This window comes from Veillonella sp. CHU732, from assembly GCF_003992085.1.
Classification (GTDB): domain Bacteria; phylum Bacillota; class Negativicutes; order Veillonellales; family Veillonellaceae; genus F0422.
On the sequence record NZ_RQVC01000010.1, the window covers coordinates 1 to 19,035 of the forward strand.

Below are 19,035 nucleotides of genomic sequence, written 5' to 3' on the forward strand. Positions count from 1 at the left end.
TATTTAACACAGACTATTAAATACAATGAACCACTTAGCATCAGCACTAAAGATGGTAATGCCGTCCTATTAAGTGAAGATGATTATTTATCCTTGTTAGAAACTTTATATTTAACATCCAAACCTAGTATGAAAGAAACTTTACTAGAAGGAAAAAACACTCCATTATCCGAATGTATTTCAGAAGAAGAGGTTATTTGGTAATGTATACGTTAACTTATACAAAATCTGCTGTGAAAGATATACCTAAGTTAAAATCTGCAAAACTTGATACAAAAGCAAAGGCATTACTAGAGATTATTAAAGTAAATCCTTACCAAACACCGCCAAGGTATGAAAAATTGGTAGGCGATTTAGAGGGTCTATATTCACGTCGCATTAATATCCAACATCGACTTGTGTATGAGATCTTTGAGGAAGAAAAAGTTGTTAAAATAATTAGTTTATGGACACATTATGAATAGAATAAAACAGAGGAAAGTCGTACTTTATCATCAACTTTCCTCTGTTTTATTTATATTTTTTATCCAATAATCATTCTGTTCCATAGAATAAATCTCTAAAAATCATTACATATTAGGATTTGTAATCTATTTATAGATTCATCTAAAATACATAATTCTAGTCTAAACTACTCTTCACCGCTACTTTCCGTGTCACCATTACTTTATCCACCCGCGTGTTATCCATATCCATGACCTCAAATTGCAATGGCCCATAGTGACAGCGATTAGCTTCTTTAGGAATACGACCGATTAAGTAGGTCACGAATCCCCCTAATGTTTTATACAGATCCTCTTCTTCACCTGGTAATAATTCATCCACTTCAAAGTATTCTTTCAGTTCTTCAATGCTGATAAGACCATCTACAAGATACGTACCGTCTTCTCGTTGAACAATACGATTTTCTTCTTCTTTCTTTTCCTCTTCTCCAGATGGCATCAATCCCACGATTTCTTCCATAATGTCGTGGAACGTAATCATTCCACTCATGCCACCATATTCATCTAGTACAATAGCTTCATGAGTACCTTCTTCTCTGAAAGTAGATAATACTTTCATTAAGGACAAGGATTCTGGTACAAGCACTGGTTTACGCATGCAATAAGCTAGAATATCTTTCATCGGACGATGGCTTTCTTTCATCTGTTGTGCCAACACATCCACGGAAGACACTAATCCTTTCAACTCATCCAAAGAATCGTCACCTACTGGAATACGATGTTCATTACATTCCATAATGGTTTCTAGGATGTCCTCATCACTAGCGTTAATATCAATCCACGTCAACTGCGTACGAGGTGTCATAATATCGCTGGCATCGAGGTCAGCTAAGCGGAAAATATTTTCTACTAACACTGGCTCTTCTTCTTCATAAGCGCCTAGTTCCACACCTTGTACGAGCATTTTATTAATTTCCGATTCCGTCACCGGTGCTTCTTCCTTGTGTTTGACGCCTAATACTTTCAATAGCATCGTCGTAGACATACTGAGAAGTGCCACAAATGGTTTTGTAATAGTGGCGAAGTATTTCATAGGGATGGCCATCATGATGGCAATGGATTCTGGAGAATTGTAGGCCAACCGTTTCGGTACCAATTCTCCTATGACCAAGGATAAATAGGTTGTTAAGGATACGATAAAAATAGGGCTTATCGTATCCGCATAATCAGCTAGCCATAGTATATGTTCTTTAATATATGTCGCCATAGGATCGGAAAAGGTAGCTCCAGAATACAAACCAGTGACGATACTAATCAAAGTAATGCCAATTTGTATAGTAGAAAACATTTCATTTGGATCTTCCGCTAGCTCAATGGCCATGCGAGCTCCACTACTACCAGCTTCTGCCTTTTCTTCTAATAACCCTTTACGAGCATTAATAATAGCTAATTCCGTCATGGAAAATAGACCATTTAAAATGATGAGTATGACTACAATTAAAATTTCTATACCTATGTCACTGCCCACTGATTCTATCTCTCCTTATCGATTCCTATCTATAAAACTATACTACATGTATCTAACTAATCATCTACTAACTTTGAATAGTTATGTATTCTAGTACAATACTTACTGTCTATTTTTACTAAATTATATTTCAATACTAAAAAAATATATTGAAATACTTCTACATTCTTATATAATACTTGGTTGCTATTTGTAAAAGTAACTCTAACACATACTAAATAACAACCGCTGTTCCTGTGCATGTTACCATGAGCATACCATTCGTTTCGCCCAATGTTTCATAACTTACAGATACGCCTACAATGGCATTGGCTCCCATAGCTTTTGCACGTTTTTCCATTTCTTTTAAAGACGCTTCACGAGCGCTAGCTAAAGATGATTCATAACTATTGCTACGACCCCCTACAACATCTCGAATAGAAGAGAAAAAGTCTTTCACAAAGTTACGACCTTCTACAACTTCTCCAAATACGATTCCTTTATATTCTTTAATTGGTTGTCCTTCAATTTGCATTGTTGTTGTAATAATCATGATATCTCCTTTATATTCAAACTGAATCTAATTCAAATTTCATTACTCGTATTATATCATATTTAGAATAATTCCTTCTATACAAGTAAAACAACAGAGCTAGCTAAAAAGGCTTTCACAGACCCTTTCTATTTGCTTACTATAGTGATGATACCTTACTCATATAGTCATACTGCCAAAGTATTGTCACGATTCCACCTCATGATATCTCTAATAACACATGGATACTATTAAATAAATACCTGTTGCACTAAAACCATGTACAATATCGTTCCGCCCCCAATGGATAGAAACATATTGCCCTTCCACAAATGGAGTAATACCGTCACAGCTACGGCGATCATGTCCGGCATTCCATGATACACACCAGATAAGTCCACATGTCGTAAAGAAAATACAACCAGCAAACTCATCGTCGCCGATGGCAATACTTTACCTAAATACTGCACATAAGCAGGTGTTTTCGTTTTCGAGTTAAATATGATAAATGGTAAAAATCGTGTTGCCATGGTGCCTAGTACAACAATGGCAATGGTTATAATTTGTTCCGTGAAAGTCATTGCTCTCCCTCCATTGTATTACGTAATAGACTTAGCATCACCACAATACCAATCATAGCAGGAATCATAAAGTGTTCACTGCCAAATACAATCAAGGCAACGCCAGGAATCACTAATCCTATGCCAGAGCTAATCAAATTTCGTTGCATTTTATATTGCTCCAAAGCCAATACAATAAAGAGTGCAGTTAGTACAAATTCTAATCCTTTCGCATTAAAAGATAATACAGATGCAAAAAGATTACCTATGACAGAACCCACAACCCAATATAACTGATTCAATAGAGTTACAAAAAATAACACCATTTCTTGGAAATTTCAGTAGGAATTTGTGATATATAATTGATAGAAAAACTTTCATCTGTCATTCCAAATATCAAATACGTTTTTAACCACCCTGTATTCCGATACACTGTTAGCATGGATAATCCATAAAATATATGACGACCATTAACCATGAGTGTAATCAAGAAAGCACTTACTGGATCAAAGGGAGATAGTAACATAGCTACAGTTACAAATTCCATAGACCCTGCATAAATGAGAGCACTCAATGCCAATGTATAGCCCCAAGAAAATCCCATAGAATGTATATAAATGCCATAGGATAGTCCTAAAAATAAAAATCCCAATAATAACGGTGTTATTTTAAGAAAACCATATCGAAAGGCAGACCATATTGTATTTGTTGTTCTTTTTGTTTCCATGTATATTCCCCTTTCTCTCACCATATGTCACTAGACTCTTAATTGTCACTTTTACTATACTATCATATTATCAAATTCTAGAATACTCATATATTCATAAAATATATAAGAACTCAACAAAAAATTATCTTATAACCTACTTCCTATAGTATCCTATCTTACTTATAAATTTACTTAGCAACAGCAAAACAGCCTACGGGAATTTCTTCCCATAGGCTGTTTCTATTAGTCCTCAAAATCGCGAGATAAGTCAACTTCTTTTAGAGGAACTACTTTTGTTTTATATTTTGCTTTATACCATAAGTACACAGCGAAGAATACTGGAAGACCAATATACGCAACGGATACTCCATACCAGTCAATACTTTCACCCATGAAGGCTGTATAGTTTTGACCAGCAATAATGATCAAGCACAATGCCAAAGCAAACAATGGACCAAATGGGAACCAAGATGCTTTGTAAGGCAATTTGGATACATCATGACCTTGTGCCACATAAGCACGACGGAAACGATAATGTGCAATAGCAATGCCCACCCATGTGATGAATCCACTCATACCGCTAATATTAATCAACCAAGTGTAAGCTTGACCTTCCCCAATTAAGGATGTTAAGAAGGCAAACAAACCAAAAGCTGCTGTTGCCAATAATGCTGGAACTGGTACACCTCGTTTGTTAATGGAACCAAATACGTTTGGTGCATCTCCTGATTTAGACAATGCATAAAGCATGCGTGTGGAGGAGAATAAACCAGAATTACCAGCAGATAATACGGCAATCAATAAGATAGCATTAATGAAATGAGCTGCCCAGTCAAATCCGAAACGGTCAAATACCAATGTAAATGGACTGATGGACACATTTTCTACAGAACTGTTCAATAAGTTTGGATCATTATAAGGAATTAAGAAACCAATGACAATGAATGAACCAATATAGAACAGCAAAATACGCCAAAAAATAGAGTTAATGGCTTTTGGAATATTTTTCTCTGGATCTTCCGATTCACCAGCAGCAGTACCGATTAATTCTACCCCTTGGAAAGAGAACCCAGCAATCATAAAGATAGCTAAGATAGAGGAGAATCCCCCTACAAATGGTGCCTCACCTAAGGTCCAATTATGGAATCCTGGAGATGGATTACCTACGCCAAGGATCAATAATGTACCTAATAGTAAAAATACGATAACTGTAATAACCTTAATACTAGAGAATAGATATTCACTTTCACCAAAGGAACGAGCTGAAAAATAGTTCAATACGAATAGAATCAGCAAGAACAAGGCAGACCAAATGATGGCTGGCACATCAGGGAACCAATATTTCATAATGAACGCACTCGCTACGAGTTCCGCCGCTAATGTAATGGCCCAGTTGAACCAAAAATTCCAACCTAAGGCAAAGCCTAAAGCTTTATCTACATAGCGAGAGGCATGAGTACCAAAGGAACCAGATACTGGCAAATACGTAGTCATTTCCCCTAAACTAGTCATCAAGAAATATACCATGATACCGATGAAGCTATAAGCAATTAAGGCACCACCAGGACCTGCTGTACTCACTACTTCACCACCGGCTACAAATAAACCTGTACCGATGGCACCGCCCAATGCAATCATATTCATATGGCGGGATTTTAAACTTCTTTTTAATTTATTATTTTCCATAGGACTTCTCCTTATAAGTCAAGATTTCGTACATATTCAGCATTATCTTCGATAAACTTTCGACGAGGTTCAACCTTATCCCCCATCAAAACACTAAATATCTTATCTGCTGCAATACTGTCTTCCATGCTGACTTGTAGGATTGTCCGATGTTCAGGGTTCATCGTTGTATCCCATAATTGTTCCGCATTCATTTCCCCAAGACCTTTGTAACGTTGGATGGTAATATTTTCACGTCCAATTTCGTCCAGTCTATCTGAAAGTTCTTGATCACTGTAGGCATACCACTGTTTTTGACCTTTTTTAATTTGGTACAACGGTGGTTGTGCAATGAATACATGACCTTCTTCAATCAATGGTCGCATATAGCGATAGAAGAATGTTAATAATAAAGTACGAATATGCGCGCCGTCCACGTCCGCATCGGTCATGATGATGATTTTATTGTAACGGCTCTTCGTAATATCAAAGTCTTGTCCGATACCTGTACCAAAGGCAGTAATCATGGAACGAATTTCTGCATTGGCTAAAATTTTATCAAGACGAGCTTTTTCTACGTTTAGAATTTTACCGCGTAATGGCAAAATCGCTTGGTAACGGCGATCACGGCCCTGCTTTGCAGTACCACCCGCAGAATCACCTTCGACAAGGTAAATTTCTGTCATAGTCGTATCTTTTTCAGAGCAATCTGCCAATTTACCAGGTAAAGAGCTCACTTCTAAAGCATTTTTACGGCGTGTCAATTCACGAGCTTTACGAGCTGCTTCACGAGCACGACTCGCATTAGTTGCTTTTTCGATGATTTTCTTCGCTTCTGCTGGATGTTCTTCCAAGAAGACACGCAATCCATCAGATACGATAGTATCTGTAATCCCTTTGACTTCGCTATTGCCTAATTTACCTTTTGTTTGGCCTTCAAATTGTGGTTCTAATACTTTTACGCTCACCACAGCTGTTAAGCCTTCACGCACGTCTTCCCCAGTCAAGTTGCTTTCATTTTCTTTCAAAATACCAGCCTTGCGACCATAATCGTTTAACGTACGTGTTAAAGCTGTACGGAAACCGCTCAAGTGCGTACCACCATCGATAGTATTAATATTATTAACGAAGGACAAAATCGTTTCGCTATAACTATCGTTATATTGTAATGCCACATCTACCACTACATCGTCACGAGTATTATCGATGGAAATAACACTTGGTGTGATAGCTTCTTTCGCTTCATTTAAATATTCAATGAATTGTACTAAGCCACCTTCGTAATGGAAACTTTCACTGCGACCTTCTCCACGTTTGTCGGACAAAGTAATACGTAAACCTTTATTCAAGAACGCCAACTCTTGTAAGCGAGTTTTTAATACATCAAACTCAAAGATGGTGGTTTCAAAAATTTGTGCATCTGGTTTAAATCGTACTGTCGTACCTGTGCGATCCGTCGTACCGATTTCTTTCAAATCAGACGTTTTATTACCACGTTCAAAGGAAATTTCTTGAATTTTTCCATGTTGGTATACATCGACGATAGTCCACTCACTTAAAGCATTTACTACGGAAATACCTACCCCATGAAGACCACCGGACACTTTATATCCACCACCGCCAAATTTACCACCTGCGTGAAGTTTGGATAATACTAATTCTACCGCAGGCATGCCTGTTTCATGCATCCCTGTCGGAATCCCACGACCATCATCGATAACTTCAATACTATTATCTTCACAAATGGTCACTTCAATATGCGTCGCATACCCCGCTAGGGCCTCATCCACACTATTATCTACAACTTCATACACCAAGTGATGTAATCCACGGGCAGATGTACTACCAATATACATACCAGGTCGCATACGAACGGCTTCTAAGCCTTCGAGGACCTGTATATTACCGGCATCATAATTCGTTTGTTCTGCCATCTGACATCCTCCTACTATTTATATAATGACATCCCATACTGGTCACCATATTCTATATAATACATTCTATTATACAATACTTTACTATCTCTGTGAAAGTCTAAGCCTTTATTTCACTTGCATTTTATCTGTTTCGTTCCAACGATACTTATTTGTAATATTTACAACTTGTTCATAAGACAATTCTTCTTGGGATTTCGATGTAATTAACATAGTAGCCCAATACATATCATTCGCATCCGTAGATCCTTGAAACAAGCGAGTTAAATAATAATAAATACTTTCTTCTTTTGCCACTTCATACCATTCATAGGTGCACCAGGGAGCAATTGCTTTCATTTGGTCATACTTATAATGAGGATAATCCTTCAATAAACCTTTTACCGTACGAATGATATGTCTATACTTTTTATATTCACACTGAGGGCATACCTTCGCAGAACCTTCCGATTGCCAACGACCACAGGTAGGACATTGATGAAAATGCTCTTGCTGCAGTACAAATTCTTTTTTCGCTTGCTCCATACGTGTTTGTAATACCTTTTGTCGGAGTTCCTCATGGCGGATTATACGAACAGACTCTTCTATACTTTGCACAATCTCAGAGGGCAACACAATTTGATGAAAGTTTATAGTTTCCTCATAAACAGGTGTCATATCTAAGGCATCCCCTGATACAAGCTGGTCTTGTAAAGCACGTCGTGGGAGTTGTACTTTGATATCTGTAATAATGGATTCTCCATAATACTCACGCAATGCTTCCAGTAACTGTGGTTTGCGCATAGTCATCTCTTGCATCCATACAGTATGACCAATTTCAACTACGATAACAGGTGGCTTTATGTACACTAATTTTGCTTGTCCACTCACCATAGGTCCTACGACAGATTCCCAATCCTGATAGAGTTTCATAAGTCGATACATTTCATAAATACCTAGTTCTTGTAACATAGCATCACGAAGATCCATTACTCCTGTAAGGGATTCTAACTTACTCTCCATGTGGTATTTCCTCCGTCAAATCTATATACTGCACCTTATCTAAGTCCATTGTATCTGTTGTATCAGTAGTCGTAATGATTGTCTGTACACGTTTATGAATGAATTTGATTAAATTAGAACGACGTTCTTGATCTAATTCACTGAGTACATCATCTAATAGTAAAATAGGATATTCTCCTACTTCTGATTTAATATATTCTAATTCACTTAACTTAACTGATAAAATTGCTGTTCGTTGTTGTCCTTGTGATCCAAATCGTTTTAAATCCATAGAACCTGAATAAAAAACTATATCATCACGATGAGGTCCCACTGATGTTTGTAATCGTCGCCGATCCTCTGATAAATTTTCTTGTAAAGCCTGTAATAAAGCATCTTTTGTTACTAATAGTTGTTTCTCACTATAAGGTTGAGTATATTGCAATCGTAAATCTTCTTTACCATTGGTTAGTTTTCGATTCATTAAATCCATTAATTGATTTAATTTTTTTAAACTTTCCAATCGTTTTTGAATAATTTGTGAGCCTAACGTAGCAATTTGTTCATCCCAATCTTGTACTGGTACCTTACTCGTATGACTATATTCTTTAAGTATACGATTTCTCTGTTGTACAGCTCGCTGATACATCGTAAGCTGGTGATAATATTGAGGACTAGTCTGACTAATTTCCATATTCAAAAAACGACGGCGTAAAGAAGGAGTACCTTTGATTAAATCTAAATCTTCTGGAGAAAAAATGACTGTATTCAAAGTGCCTACCAATTCTTTTTGTGATAGAGGATTATCATGCAAACGAATAACTTTTTTTCCTTGACGCCCCCATTTAATCTGCAACGTATGAGGCGTATCAGCTTTCATAAAGTGAACGATAATACTAGCCTCATCCTCATTCCAAGAAATGACATCTTTCATATCCGATGTACGATGACTGTGCCCCATCGTGGCAATATACGCAGATTCTAGGATATTTGTTTTCCCTTTTCCATTAGGACCATGGATGACAATGATTTCTGGTGTGAAAGTAATAGTTCTATGACAATGATTGCGAACATGTATGAGTTCCAATTCAGTCACATACACAATTAAGCCTCCTTCACCACAGTGATTGTTACTTCATTAGCAATAGTCACCACATCATTAGGATAGATTTTTTTTCGTTTTTCTGTGACTAATACGCCGTTTAAAGTAATTTTTTCTTCTTCTAATAATACTTTAACTTGACCACCTGTTGATAATACATTGGCATATTTTAACAGTTGATCTAATTGAATATATTCTGTATGAATGGATACAGTTTCTTGATTCATGATTTCCTCTTTTCTCTTAATTATGTGTATGAACTGGTGTTACCACATAGGTGTAATGGTCATTATTATCTTGACGAATCACCATAGCTCCTTGTTCTTGCAAGTACATATGGATTCTTTCACCTGTGCTATGTTTCAATAATTCATCAATATATTTACCATTAAAATTAATAGTGAAAGGATTGCCTTCAAAAGTACATAAAACAATATCTTTTACCATACCAATATCAGCACTTTGAGAACTTAATGTAACTTGATTTTCTTCCCAATCATAACGAATAGCAGAATAACTCATATCTTTTGCCATAAAATACACACGATCCAAAGAACTAGCAAATTCACGGCGATTTAAAATCGCACTAGCATCGAATTTTGCAGGAATAACACGTTTATAATCAGGGTATGTACCTTCAATTAATCTTGAAATAATATATACACTATCAAATATAATAGCTACTTGATTTCTATTCCAAATTAATTTAACCATAACAGGTTGATCCGATGGTAATACTCTGGACACTTCTTCTACAGTACGTTTTGGAATGACAATACGCATTGGATTTTCAAGAGCTGTATCTAAGGTAACTTTTTTAACAGCCATACGATGTGTATCAGTGCCTACCATAGTCAGCTCATTGCCTTCAATTTCTACTAAAGTACCACAGAAGATAGGACGATCTGTATCCGTAGAAGTAGCATATACAGTTAAGTCGATTAATTGTTTTAGCTGTTCTCCGTCAATCATAATACTATTATCATCTTGGATTTGTTCCACCAAGGAGAAATCTTCTACTTGCATGGTGACTAATTTAAATTCAGAATGATCGGATTTAATTTGTAATTGATTAGAATTGTCTGGTTTATATAATTCTACTTGTTCACCTGGTAATTTTTTTAAAATCTCTTGAAAGTATTTAGAACCTACTACAATCGTACCTGGTTCAAGAATGGTAGCATCTACTTGGGATCGCATGCCAATTTCAAAGTCATTGGCTTGTAATTCTACGTAATTATCTTTTGTAGAAATGTAGATAGATCCTGGTAAGTTAGAGCTTGTTTTATTACTTGCTACACGTTGGAATAGTGACATGGCTTTCACTAATTCAGTTTTGTTAAATTGAAGTTTCATCATTAACTCCTTATGACTAATATAACTATGTTAAAGTGTTTTTGTTTAAAGTATTAGCCGTAGTAGTAGGGCGCGTGTACAAGTGGATAGGTGTATAAAGTCCTTGTATTTCAATGTTTTACACATGTTTACAACAATGGGAATAGAAAATGGCAACTGTCCACATAGTAACAGATGCGAAATTCACTTGTGTGTAAGTCGATCTTTGTTAACAGTCTAGGCACAAAGTGTACACAGGTTACGCACATACTTATCCACAGATTGGTGATTATTTAGCTTCTTCTAATTCTTCACGAATACTCTCAATGGTATATCGCAAATCTTGATCTTTTTCCATTTCTCTGGAAATTTTTTCATACGCATGCAATGCGGTAGTATGGTCTTTTTTACCAAAAGCAAATGAAATTTGAGGGTAACTTTCATTAATTAATTCACGAGCTAAATACATAGCAATTTGGCGTGGATGGGCATATTGCTTATTTCGTTTTTGGCTGATTAAATGTTCTAGCTTGATCTTGAAATAATTTGCTACAAATTCTTGAATGTATTTGATGGATAATACAATTTTTTCTGTATGGATGATAAAGTCTTTGATGGCTTTATTGGTAAATTCTACATCAATCGTTTCTAATCGATTGGTGATTGCTGCTTGTGTAATTAATGTTTCAAAAGCACCTTTTAATTCACGAATATTTCGCTTATTAAAGTATTGTGCAAATAGATGGACAACTTCTTTTGGAACATATAATGTTGGGTATTCACTGCGACGATGATCGATTTCCTCATGGATGATGGCTTCAATCATCTCAGGATTTGGTGCTTCAATTTCTACAGTAAGACCACTGTTGAATCGTGTGATTAATCGTTCTTCCATTTCCTTGTAATCTTTTGGCGGCTTATCACTGGATAGAATAACGGCTTTATTATGGCTCAATAAGTGGTTAAACGTATTAAAAAATTCTTCCTGTGTAGTTTTCTTATTTTTTTCTTCTAAGAATTGTACATCGTCAATGATGAGTACATCAATGTCTCGGAAATTACGACGGAATTGATCTGGTGTTTTTGTCCGTAGCGATTCAATGAAACTATTCATAAAATCTTCACTAGTAATAGACATAATTTTAGCGGATGGATTATTGACTAAAATTTCATTGCCAATAGCATGCATTAAATGGGTTTTACCAAGACCAGATTGACCGTGAATATACAGAGGATTGTAACGAAGTCCTGGATTTTCTGCCACTGCTTTCGCAGCGCTAAATGCAACGCGGTTAGAATTAGATTCAATGTAATTATCAAAGGTGAAAGCACGATTTAAATGAGATTTCGAAGAACTTCTCATATCCCGTTGTACAGTCGGTGCTGGTGGTATAGGAGAGGTTGTTTTAGAAGCAAATAAATCAGTAGGTACTGGTTTTTGAATGCCTTGTGAAGGAGAAGTATTTCTTTGAATGATGACAGGAGAATCATAACTAGGACGGCTTACTCCTTCTGGTAATACTTCGTCATACTCTTCTGCATCCCAAGGGGGAGGAATGATAGGAGATGGAGAACTTTCCATTGTTGTATCTTCAATAGAAGGCATATCGATAGGCGGCATCGGAGGAATATCCGAAGGAGATGTATGTATTGTCTCCAATGAAGATGTATCTGCCGTAGCAGTATCCGTTAGATAGTCAATAATTTGTAAGGTAGGAAGTAAACTTTTTGCTGCCTCTACGATTTGGTTATGGACCAATGGAGTTTGAATATATTTTAACTTGCTAGGATCCATAACAAATAAAGTTAGAATGGTAGATGTCATAGAATAGGGCATTAAGGAGTTAACGACCAAGGAGTCCCACATTTGCTGGGGCATTTTTGTTTTTGTTTTTTGCATCACTTGGTCCCATAGGGAGTAGAGATCTAAGTCACTCATAATAAACCTTCCTGTATGTGTATAAGAATTATTTGTCCACATCATCATAATGTGGATAACTAAAAAATAGACAAAGAAAAAGAGTTCATAAACAAGATAATAAGTAGAATTGTTTCTATCCACAATAGTGTGAATAAATCAGTGGATAAGATGTGAAAAATGTGGAAAACTTGTTTATAACCCTTTGTTGGTGTATAGCTTTATTATACCAAAAACTTTTTTTCTTTACTATGCATTCTAAGGGATTCATTTTTACTTTTCTATACTTCTTCCCAAAATCTTTTCTTTTATATTACATATCGTTTATATATATGCTATTAAAAACAAGGTTTATATTGACAGAATTAGGGTTTATACATATAATTACTATGTTATGGTATACGAAAAAATAAACCTATCATGAGGAGGTGTTGTTGTAATGAAACGTACTTACCAACCAAATACACTTTGGAGAAAACGTACTCATGGTTTCCGTGAACGTATGAAAACCATCGGTGGCCGTCTAGTGTTAAAACGTCGACGCGCTAAAGGCAGAAAACGCTTATCTGCATAATCAAATATACAGCAAGAGAACTTGGCGACTTAGCCAAGTTTTTCTGTATGTACGGTATTAAAGGATAACTATGAATAGTTTAACAAAAGATAGAAGAATACGGAAAAACAATGAATATCAATTAGTGTATAAGCACGGTCGCTATGAAGTAGGACGTCTTTGTGTGGTCTATCATATGCCGGTGGCAAAACAAAAAAGTAAAATTGGTTTCGTCACAGGTAAAAAGGTAGGTGGCGCGGTACAGCGCAACAGAGCACGACGTTTGATGAAAGAAGTGTATCGTCTGCATCAACATGAATTGCGTGAAGGTCATCATATTGTAGTCGTAGGTCGAGGTTATTTAGCCAATGCTACGTATGAGCAAGCAGAACGTGAAATGATGCGTCTATTCAAAAAATGTAAATTATTAAAGGATAGAAACTAATGGGTATTAGTAAACTTGTAAATTACTTGTTAATTGGATTAGTTCAGTTCTATCGATATGCTCTATCTCCTTTAAAGCCAAGTACTTGTCGTTTTTATCCCACCTGTTCGATGTACATGTTGCAAGCATTGCGACGGTATGGACCTTTAAAAGGTAGCTATTTAGGCATCAAACGGATTTTGAAATGCCATCCTTTTCACAAAGGTGGATATGATCCGTTGCCATAGCACAGTTTTGGAAATACCTGAGTACCTGTATGGATGAAATATAGACCATACCATAACGTATATGGGTACATAAAAGTTCATAACACAGAGAACAAGAAAAGGAGTAGGCATGGAAATCTTTCAATATTTAGTAGATTTTATGAGAAGCCTTGTGGAATATTCGTTTTTGGCAACAAAATCGATGGGCTTCCCAAGCTATGGTATTGCCATTATTTTGCTTACCATTGTTATTAAACTTATATTAGCACCGTTGACACAAAAACAAGTGCAGTCTATGAAAGGTATGGCTGAATTACAACCTAAAATGAAAGCCATCCAAGACAAATATAAGGACAATCCACAAAAAGCACAGCAAGAAATTATGAAAATGTACAAAGACTTGGGCATCAATCCATTAGCTGGTTGTTTACCACTTCTTGTGCAAATGCCATTCTTGATTGCTATTTTCTATGCATTACAAGGATATCCATATGATCCTCAATATGCGCAATTCTTATGGTTACCAAATTTGAGTGATCCAGATCCAATCTATGTATTACCAGTGTTATCTGCCTTGTCTACTTATATCATGAGTAAACAAACATCTGCTAGCGGTGGTAATAATCAACAAGCAAAGATTATGAACATTTTCATGCCATTATTCATTGGCTATATCAGTTTAAACTTTGCTAGTGGATTGGTAATTTACTGGGTAGTTTCAAATCTATTCCAATTAGCACAACAAACATTAATTTATCGTAATAACAAATAGGAGGCTAGGCATGGATTACATTGAAGTGTCAGCAAAAACGATTGAAGAGGCAACTTCACAAGCAACAGCCCAAATTGAATCTCAAGGTCGTGTTGTTACGTCTGTGAAAGTGTTAGAAGAGCCATCAAAAGGTTTTTTAGGCTTTGGCAAAAAAGATGCTCTTGTTCGCGTATACTTTGAAGAAGGAACAGCAGATAATATTGCTGTTGCAGAAAAAGTAGTACCAGTTGTGGAAATTATTACAGAAACAACAGTAGACACTGTGGAAACAGTGGAAACTGAAATTCCTGTGGTAGTCGAAGATGGTATTACTAAAGCGGAACAAGATTTCATTGCCGATACAGGTAAAGAATTTTTATTAGGCATGTTTGGAAAGATGGGTTTATCTGTACAGATTGAAAAATTGACTACTAAAGATAAAATCACATTCCAAGTACATGGGGAAGACTTAGGTATTTTAATTGGTAAACATGGTCAAACATTAGATGCCATCCAATACTTAACAAACCTTGTGGCTAATAAAGAAGTTCGCCGTCGTTGCCAAATTGTTGTGGACGTGGAAAATTATCGTTCCCGTCGTGAAGAAACTTTGATTCAATTGGCGCATCGCTTAGGTGCTAAAGTGCGACGTACACGTCAAAAAATTGCTTTAGAACCAATGAATGCTTTTGAACGAAAAATTATTCATTTAGCATTGCAAAACGAAAAAAATATCAAAACAGATAGCGAAGGACAAGAACCATATCGTCATATTGTAATTTATTATAAACGATAGACTTCTACTATATACAATCAAATCTTATATAAGTGTATATACTATTTGTAGAGATAATAAAGGATGATTTGTGCATATAGCAATAGATCATCAATAACTATGAAAAGGAGCAGCCTGGGCTGCTCCTTTTTGCGATTATTTTGATTTTTATAATATTATAAATTTATATGTCTATTATTCCGAATATATTAAAATATTATTCCGTAATTACTCATATTGTTCCGATAAAGTGATATAATAGAATATATAGGAGGGATATATATGTTTATAACGGTTAAAGAAGCAGCAGAAAAATGGGGATTATCTGATAGACGAGTCCGAGTTTTATGTATAGAAGGGAAGATACCAGGAGCTTATCGTGAAGGGAAAGCTTGGAAAATACCTGCTACAGCTATAAAACCATTAGATGGAAGATACTCTAGTTCACAGTCTTTAATTCCTATATTAGAGGAAAAGTTAGAACTATTGAAACATAGAAGACCTTTAACTGAAGGCGAATTAGAGAGATTACATGAGGAATTTCTAACTGAGTTTACATATAATTCAAATGCGATTGAAGGGAATACATTAACATTACGTGAGACCGATATGGTTTTGCGAGGTCTTACAATTGGAAAAAAATCATTAAAAGAACATTTAGAGGTAATTGGTCATAGAGATGCATTTGAGTATGTAAAACAATTAGTGAATGATCAAGTAGAACTTTCAGAAAGTGTTATCAAAGATATCCATTATTTGGTATTATCAGATAAAAAAGATGATAGAGGAATCTATAGAAAAGTTCCTGTTAGAATTATGGGAGCCGCTCATGAACCAGTACAACCATACTTAATTCGACCTAAAATGGAGCAATTATTAGATCAATATATACATAGTGAAGAAGATATTGTTACTAAGTTAGCGCGTTTTCACATTGAATTTGAAAGTATACATCCCTTTATTGATGGAAATGGAAGAACAGGAAGATTACTTATCAACTTAGAATTAATGAAAGCAGGATATCCACCCATTGATATTAAATTTACAGATCGTTTGGCATATTATGAAGCATTTGATGAATATCATGTGAAAGGTAATTTATCAGCTATGGCTGATATGTTTGCTAAGTATATGCAACAAAGGCTAGATTTATATCTTTCAATACTAGAAGATTAGAAGCACACAAAAAAGCACGGCGTAAACCGTGCTCTTTTTTATAAGATTCAATTATACATTCATGTTAGCTGCTTTACGAACATAGAACCAGTAACATACAAATACTGTTACGATGTTGAAAGCAAGTAATACTGCAAATGCTGGGTGGATACTTCCAAATGTTGTGTACACATAGCCAAAGATTTTTGGTGTAATGAAGGCACCGTACGCAGCAACTGCCCCTACGAAACCAGCAATTAAGGAAGATTGTAATCCATCTGTGAAAATGTGAGGAATCATACGGAATGTAGAACCTGTTACTAAACCGCATGATACGAACATCAATACAGTCATGCCAAAGAAAAAGTCGAAGTTATGCATATCTACGCCTACCGCGATTAATACAGTAGTGATACATAAACCAATCAATCCGACGAAAGTAATTTTTGTACCGCTGTTAATTTTATCAGCTAGCCAACCACCTACTGGACGAAGGCTGGCAGATACTAGTGGTCCTACGAATGCGATGTGAGCAAATGGAATTTCAGGGAATTCTTTATTTACTAGAAGACCAAGTGCGGCTGCATATCCGGAGAAGGCACCGAAGGCACATGTATATAACAATGTCATAGCCCATGTGTGTTTGTTGCTAAAAATTTGAGCCAGCGCTTTAGGATTTGGTTTTGCCATTGGCAAGTTATCCATGTAACGAGTCATGCAAGCTAAGATAATAATCAATGGAACAATCCACATGAAAGCTGCATTGGCTAAGTATACAGCGTTACCTTTAATCATAGCAGGTGTGACACCGAAGATATTACCTAATGTAGCAGAACCCATTGCGAATGGAGCTAAGAAATAGATAACGGAAATACCAAGGTTACCGATACCACCATTGATACCAAGAGCGGTCCCTTTTTCAGCTTTAGGGAAGAAGTTACCGATGTTCGCCATGGAGGAGGAGAAGTTACCGCCGGCTAAGCCGATCAAAGCTGTTAAAATCATAAATGTTTCATAGGTTGTTGATGTATCTTGTACAGCATACCCTAACCATACTACAGGTACTAATAAGATGATTGTAGAAATGAAAGTCCAGTTTCTACCACCTATTAAAGCTGGCATGTAAGTATAAATAAAACGGAATGTAGCACCTACTAAACCTGGGAAGGCAGCCAGTGTAAATAACTGTTCTGTTGTGAAATGGAATCCAGCTCCATTTAATTGTGCTGCGATGGTTGACCATAAATACCATACGCAAAATGATAACGTTAATGCAATGGTAGAAACTACCAAGTTTTGTTTAGCAATTTTTTTGCCAAACTTTTCCCAAAATTCGGGATTTTCTGGTTGCCAGTTCGCAATAATTTCTTTGCGGCTCGCACCCATTTGAGGCATTTTCATCTCTGACATGAGAACACTCCTTTAATCCTTTCAACGTACAACTTGTGATACTTTTTGTATCACAGTAAATCGAAGACACAAATTAGTATAAAAAAATATTGACTTATGCCATACTTTCATTATAATATGTGCCTAAAATCACACACTTATTATATAAGATATAATATAATGTGAATGTGATAAAAAGCACAACTTATATAATTATTAATAAGTTATAATAGTAACATACGCAAAATTTAAAATGTAATTGAGAAATTGATATAGCTAAGTTTATATCAACTTCATAAGTATGGGATGTTACTGAAAGATGTATGGTGACAGTATGGAACAGGAGTTAATCAATCAATTGCTAGCATTGCCGGGTGAAGTAGTTCATCTGAAAAAAGGAGAATTTTTATTTCACGAAGGTGATAAAGCAGAATACTTTTATATCGTTCAGAGAGGGCGCCTTAGTATTAAGAAATTTGAATCCACTGGACATATTTTTGCACTACGATTAGTAGGGAAAAATAATGTACTTGGAGAAGTTCCTTTATATGAGACGAATACGAGATCGTATGTATTTAATGCCATAGCAAGGGAAGATTGCTCGGTGTATTGTATACGTTACGATATACTTGAGCCTGCTATTGCTAAGGATCATTCCTTAGCCATTGCGATGATGAAGATTTATACGCTTCATATGCGTCGACAACAAGCTAAGTATAGAGACTTATTATTATATGGTAAGAAAGGTGCATTTTATTCTACATTATTGCGTTTAGCTAATAGTTATGGTATTAAGAGGGATGACGGTATTTATATCGACATTGCTTTAAGCAACCAAGAATTAGCTGAATTTACTGCCACATCACGGGAAGGTTTAAACCGCATGCTAAGTGAGTTACGAAAGTTAGGCTATGTAGCCTATGATAAACACCATCTGGTAATCTGTGACTTTGATGCATTAATCGGGCTATTAGATTTAGACATCGAAACCATCGATCCTAATATTAGTAACATCGAATAATTGAGGTTATCCCCCCTTGCTGTGAGCACTACGAAGGCAAGGGTTTTTTGTATT

Annotated in this window: 22 protein-coding genes; 9 read left to right on the top strand and 13 right to left on the bottom strand. The window is 35.9% G+C overall.

Annotated elements, in window-relative coordinates; genetic code table 11:
- The coding region (locus tag EO121_RS05545) for a type II toxin-antitoxin system Phd/YefM family antitoxin (RefSeq protein ID WP_127166648.1) at positions 1-204 on the top strand (204 nt) is incomplete at its 5' end.
- The gene (locus EO121_RS05550) at positions 204-464 is read left to right on the top strand and encodes a Txe/YoeB family addiction module toxin (protein WP_127160602.1); all 261 of its coding nucleotides are present in this window, start codon (positions 204-206) and stop codon (positions 462-464) included. The genes EO121_RS05545 and EO121_RS05550, both read left to right, overlap by 1 nt.
- 157 nt (positions 465-621) lie before the next feature.
- Here EO121_RS05550 and EO121_RS05555 read toward each other — a convergent pair whose 3' ends face one another.
- The 12 genes from EO121_RS05555 to dnaA all read right to left on the bottom strand — a co-directional run bounded on the left by EO121_RS05555 (position 622) and on the right by dnaA (position 12,707).
- Positions 622-1,971: a hemolysin family protein gene (locus EO121_RS05555; protein ID WP_127166650.1), complete on the bottom strand. Its 1,350-nt coding sequence runs from the start codon at positions 1,969-1,971 to the stop codon at positions 622-624.
- Between the two features lie 214 nt (positions 1,972-2,185).
- Positions 2,186-2,503: a YbjQ family protein gene (locus tag EO121_RS05560; RefSeq protein WP_127160603.1), complete on the bottom strand. Its 318-nt coding sequence runs from the start codon at positions 2,501-2,503 to the stop codon at positions 2,186-2,188.
- A gap of 230 nt (positions 2,504-2,733) precedes the next feature.
- Positions 2,734-3,063, bottom strand: a complete 330-nt coding sequence (locus EO121_RS05565) for a branched-chain amino acid transporter permease (RefSeq protein WP_127160604.1) — start codon at positions 3,061-3,063, stop codon at positions 2,734-2,736.
- On the bottom strand, positions 3,060-3,344 hold the full coding sequence (locus tag EO121_RS08715) for a hypothetical protein (RefSeq protein WP_206168545.1): 285 nt from the start codon (positions 3,342-3,344) through the stop codon (positions 3,060-3,062). Before EO121_RS08715 ends, EO121_RS05565 begins: the two co-directional genes overlap by 4 nt.
- A gap of 5 nt (positions 3,345-3,349) precedes the next feature.
- Positions 3,350-3,769 (bottom strand): AzlC family ABC transporter permease, encoded by a 420-nt coding sequence (locus EO121_RS08720; RefSeq protein ID WP_206168546.1) that lies wholly within the window; start codon positions 3,767-3,769, stop codon positions 3,350-3,352.
- A gap of 225 nt (positions 3,770-3,994) precedes the next feature.
- Positions 3,995-5,437 carry an amino acid permease gene (locus tag EO121_RS05575; protein ID WP_127166652.1) on the bottom strand — a complete coding sequence of 481 codons (1,443 nt, stop codon included), beginning with the start codon at positions 5,435-5,437 and terminating at the stop codon, positions 3,995-3,997.
- A gap of 11 nt (positions 5,438-5,448) precedes the next feature.
- Entirely contained in the window at positions 5,449-7,350 is a 1,902-nt protein-coding gene (gene gyrB / locus EO121_RS05580) for a DNA topoisomerase (ATP-hydrolyzing) subunit B (RefSeq protein WP_127069374.1), read from the bottom strand.
- A gap of 108 nt (positions 7,351-7,458) precedes the next feature.
- Positions 7,459-8,352 carry a DUF721 domain-containing protein gene (locus tag EO121_RS05585; RefSeq protein ID WP_127166653.1) on the bottom strand — a complete coding sequence of 298 codons (894 nt, stop codon included), beginning with the start codon at positions 8,350-8,352 and terminating at the stop codon, positions 7,459-7,461.
- The gene (recF, locus tag EO121_RS05590; protein ID WP_127166655.1) at positions 8,342-9,433 is read right to left on the bottom strand and encodes a DNA replication/repair protein RecF; all 1,092 of its coding nucleotides are present in this window, start codon (positions 9,431-9,433) and stop codon (positions 8,342-8,344) included. Before recF ends, EO121_RS05585 begins: the two co-directional genes overlap by 11 nt.
- 2 nt (positions 9,434-9,435) lie before the next feature.
- Positions 9,436-9,660 (bottom strand): RNA-binding S4 domain-containing protein, encoded by a 225-nt coding sequence (locus EO121_RS05595; protein ID WP_127166657.1) that lies wholly within the window; start codon positions 9,658-9,660, stop codon positions 9,436-9,438.
- A gap of 16 nt (positions 9,661-9,676) precedes the next feature.
- Positions 9,677-10,789 (bottom strand): DNA polymerase III subunit beta, encoded by a 1,113-nt coding sequence (gene dnaN / locus EO121_RS05600; RefSeq protein ID WP_127160611.1) that lies wholly within the window; start codon positions 10,787-10,789, stop codon positions 9,677-9,679.
- Between the two features lie 268 nt (positions 10,790-11,057).
- On the bottom strand, positions 11,058-12,707 hold the full coding sequence (gene dnaA, locus EO121_RS05605; RefSeq protein WP_164725876.1) for a chromosomal replication initiator protein DnaA: 1,650 nt from the start codon (positions 12,705-12,707) through the stop codon (positions 11,058-11,060).
- Positions 12,708-13,125: 418 nt separating this feature from the next.
- On the opposite strand from dnaA, the gene rpmH reads away from it, so the two are divergent.
- The 6 genes from rpmH (at position 13,126) to EO121_RS08805 (ending at position 16,592) form a co-directional block, all read left to right on the top strand.
- The gene (rpmH, locus tag EO121_RS05610; RefSeq protein WP_004692946.1) at positions 13,126-13,260 is read left to right on the top strand and encodes a 50S ribosomal protein L34; all 135 of its coding nucleotides are present in this window, start codon (positions 13,126-13,128) and stop codon (positions 13,258-13,260) included.
- Between the two features lie 70 nt (positions 13,261-13,330).
- Positions 13,331-13,684, top strand: coding sequence for a ribonuclease P protein component (rnpA, locus tag EO121_RS05615; RefSeq protein WP_009353996.1), 354 nt, complete (start codon positions 13,331-13,333; stop codon positions 13,682-13,684).
- Positions 13,684-13,911, top strand: a complete 228-nt coding sequence (gene yidD / locus EO121_RS05620; RefSeq protein ID WP_009353977.1) for a membrane protein insertion efficiency factor YidD — start codon at positions 13,684-13,686, stop codon at positions 13,909-13,911. Before rnpA ends, yidD begins: the two co-directional genes overlap by 1 nt.
- 109 nt (positions 13,912-14,020) lie before the next feature.
- Positions 14,021-14,662, top strand: a complete 642-nt coding sequence (locus tag EO121_RS05625) for a membrane protein insertase YidC (protein ID WP_127160614.1) — start codon at positions 14,021-14,023, stop codon at positions 14,660-14,662.
- Between the two features lie 10 nt (positions 14,663-14,672).
- Positions 14,673-15,437 carry an RNA-binding cell elongation regulator Jag/EloR gene (gene jag / locus EO121_RS05630; protein WP_127166661.1) on the top strand — a complete coding sequence of 255 codons (765 nt, stop codon included), beginning with the start codon at positions 14,673-14,675 and terminating at the stop codon, positions 15,435-15,437.
- Between the two features lie 261 nt (positions 15,438-15,698).
- A complete protein-coding gene (locus EO121_RS08805) occupies positions 15,699-16,592 on the top strand; it encodes a DNA-binding protein (RefSeq protein WP_127160616.1) in 894 nt (297 codons plus the stop codon).
- A gap of 51 nt (positions 16,593-16,643) precedes the next feature.
- Here the strand turns inward: EO121_RS08805 and EO121_RS05640 are convergent, their stop codons facing one another.
- A complete protein-coding gene (locus tag EO121_RS05640; protein WP_127166663.1) occupies positions 16,644-17,981 on the bottom strand; it encodes an MFS transporter in 1,338 nt (445 codons plus the stop codon).
- Between the two features lie 313 nt (positions 17,982-18,294).
- Between EO121_RS05640 and EO121_RS05645 the strand changes: the two genes are divergently transcribed.
- Positions 18,295-18,981 (top strand): Crp/Fnr family transcriptional regulator, encoded by a 687-nt coding sequence (locus EO121_RS05645; RefSeq protein ID WP_370447216.1) that lies wholly within the window; start codon positions 18,295-18,297, stop codon positions 18,979-18,981.
- The last annotated feature ends 54 nt before the right edge of the window (positions 18,982-19,035 follow it).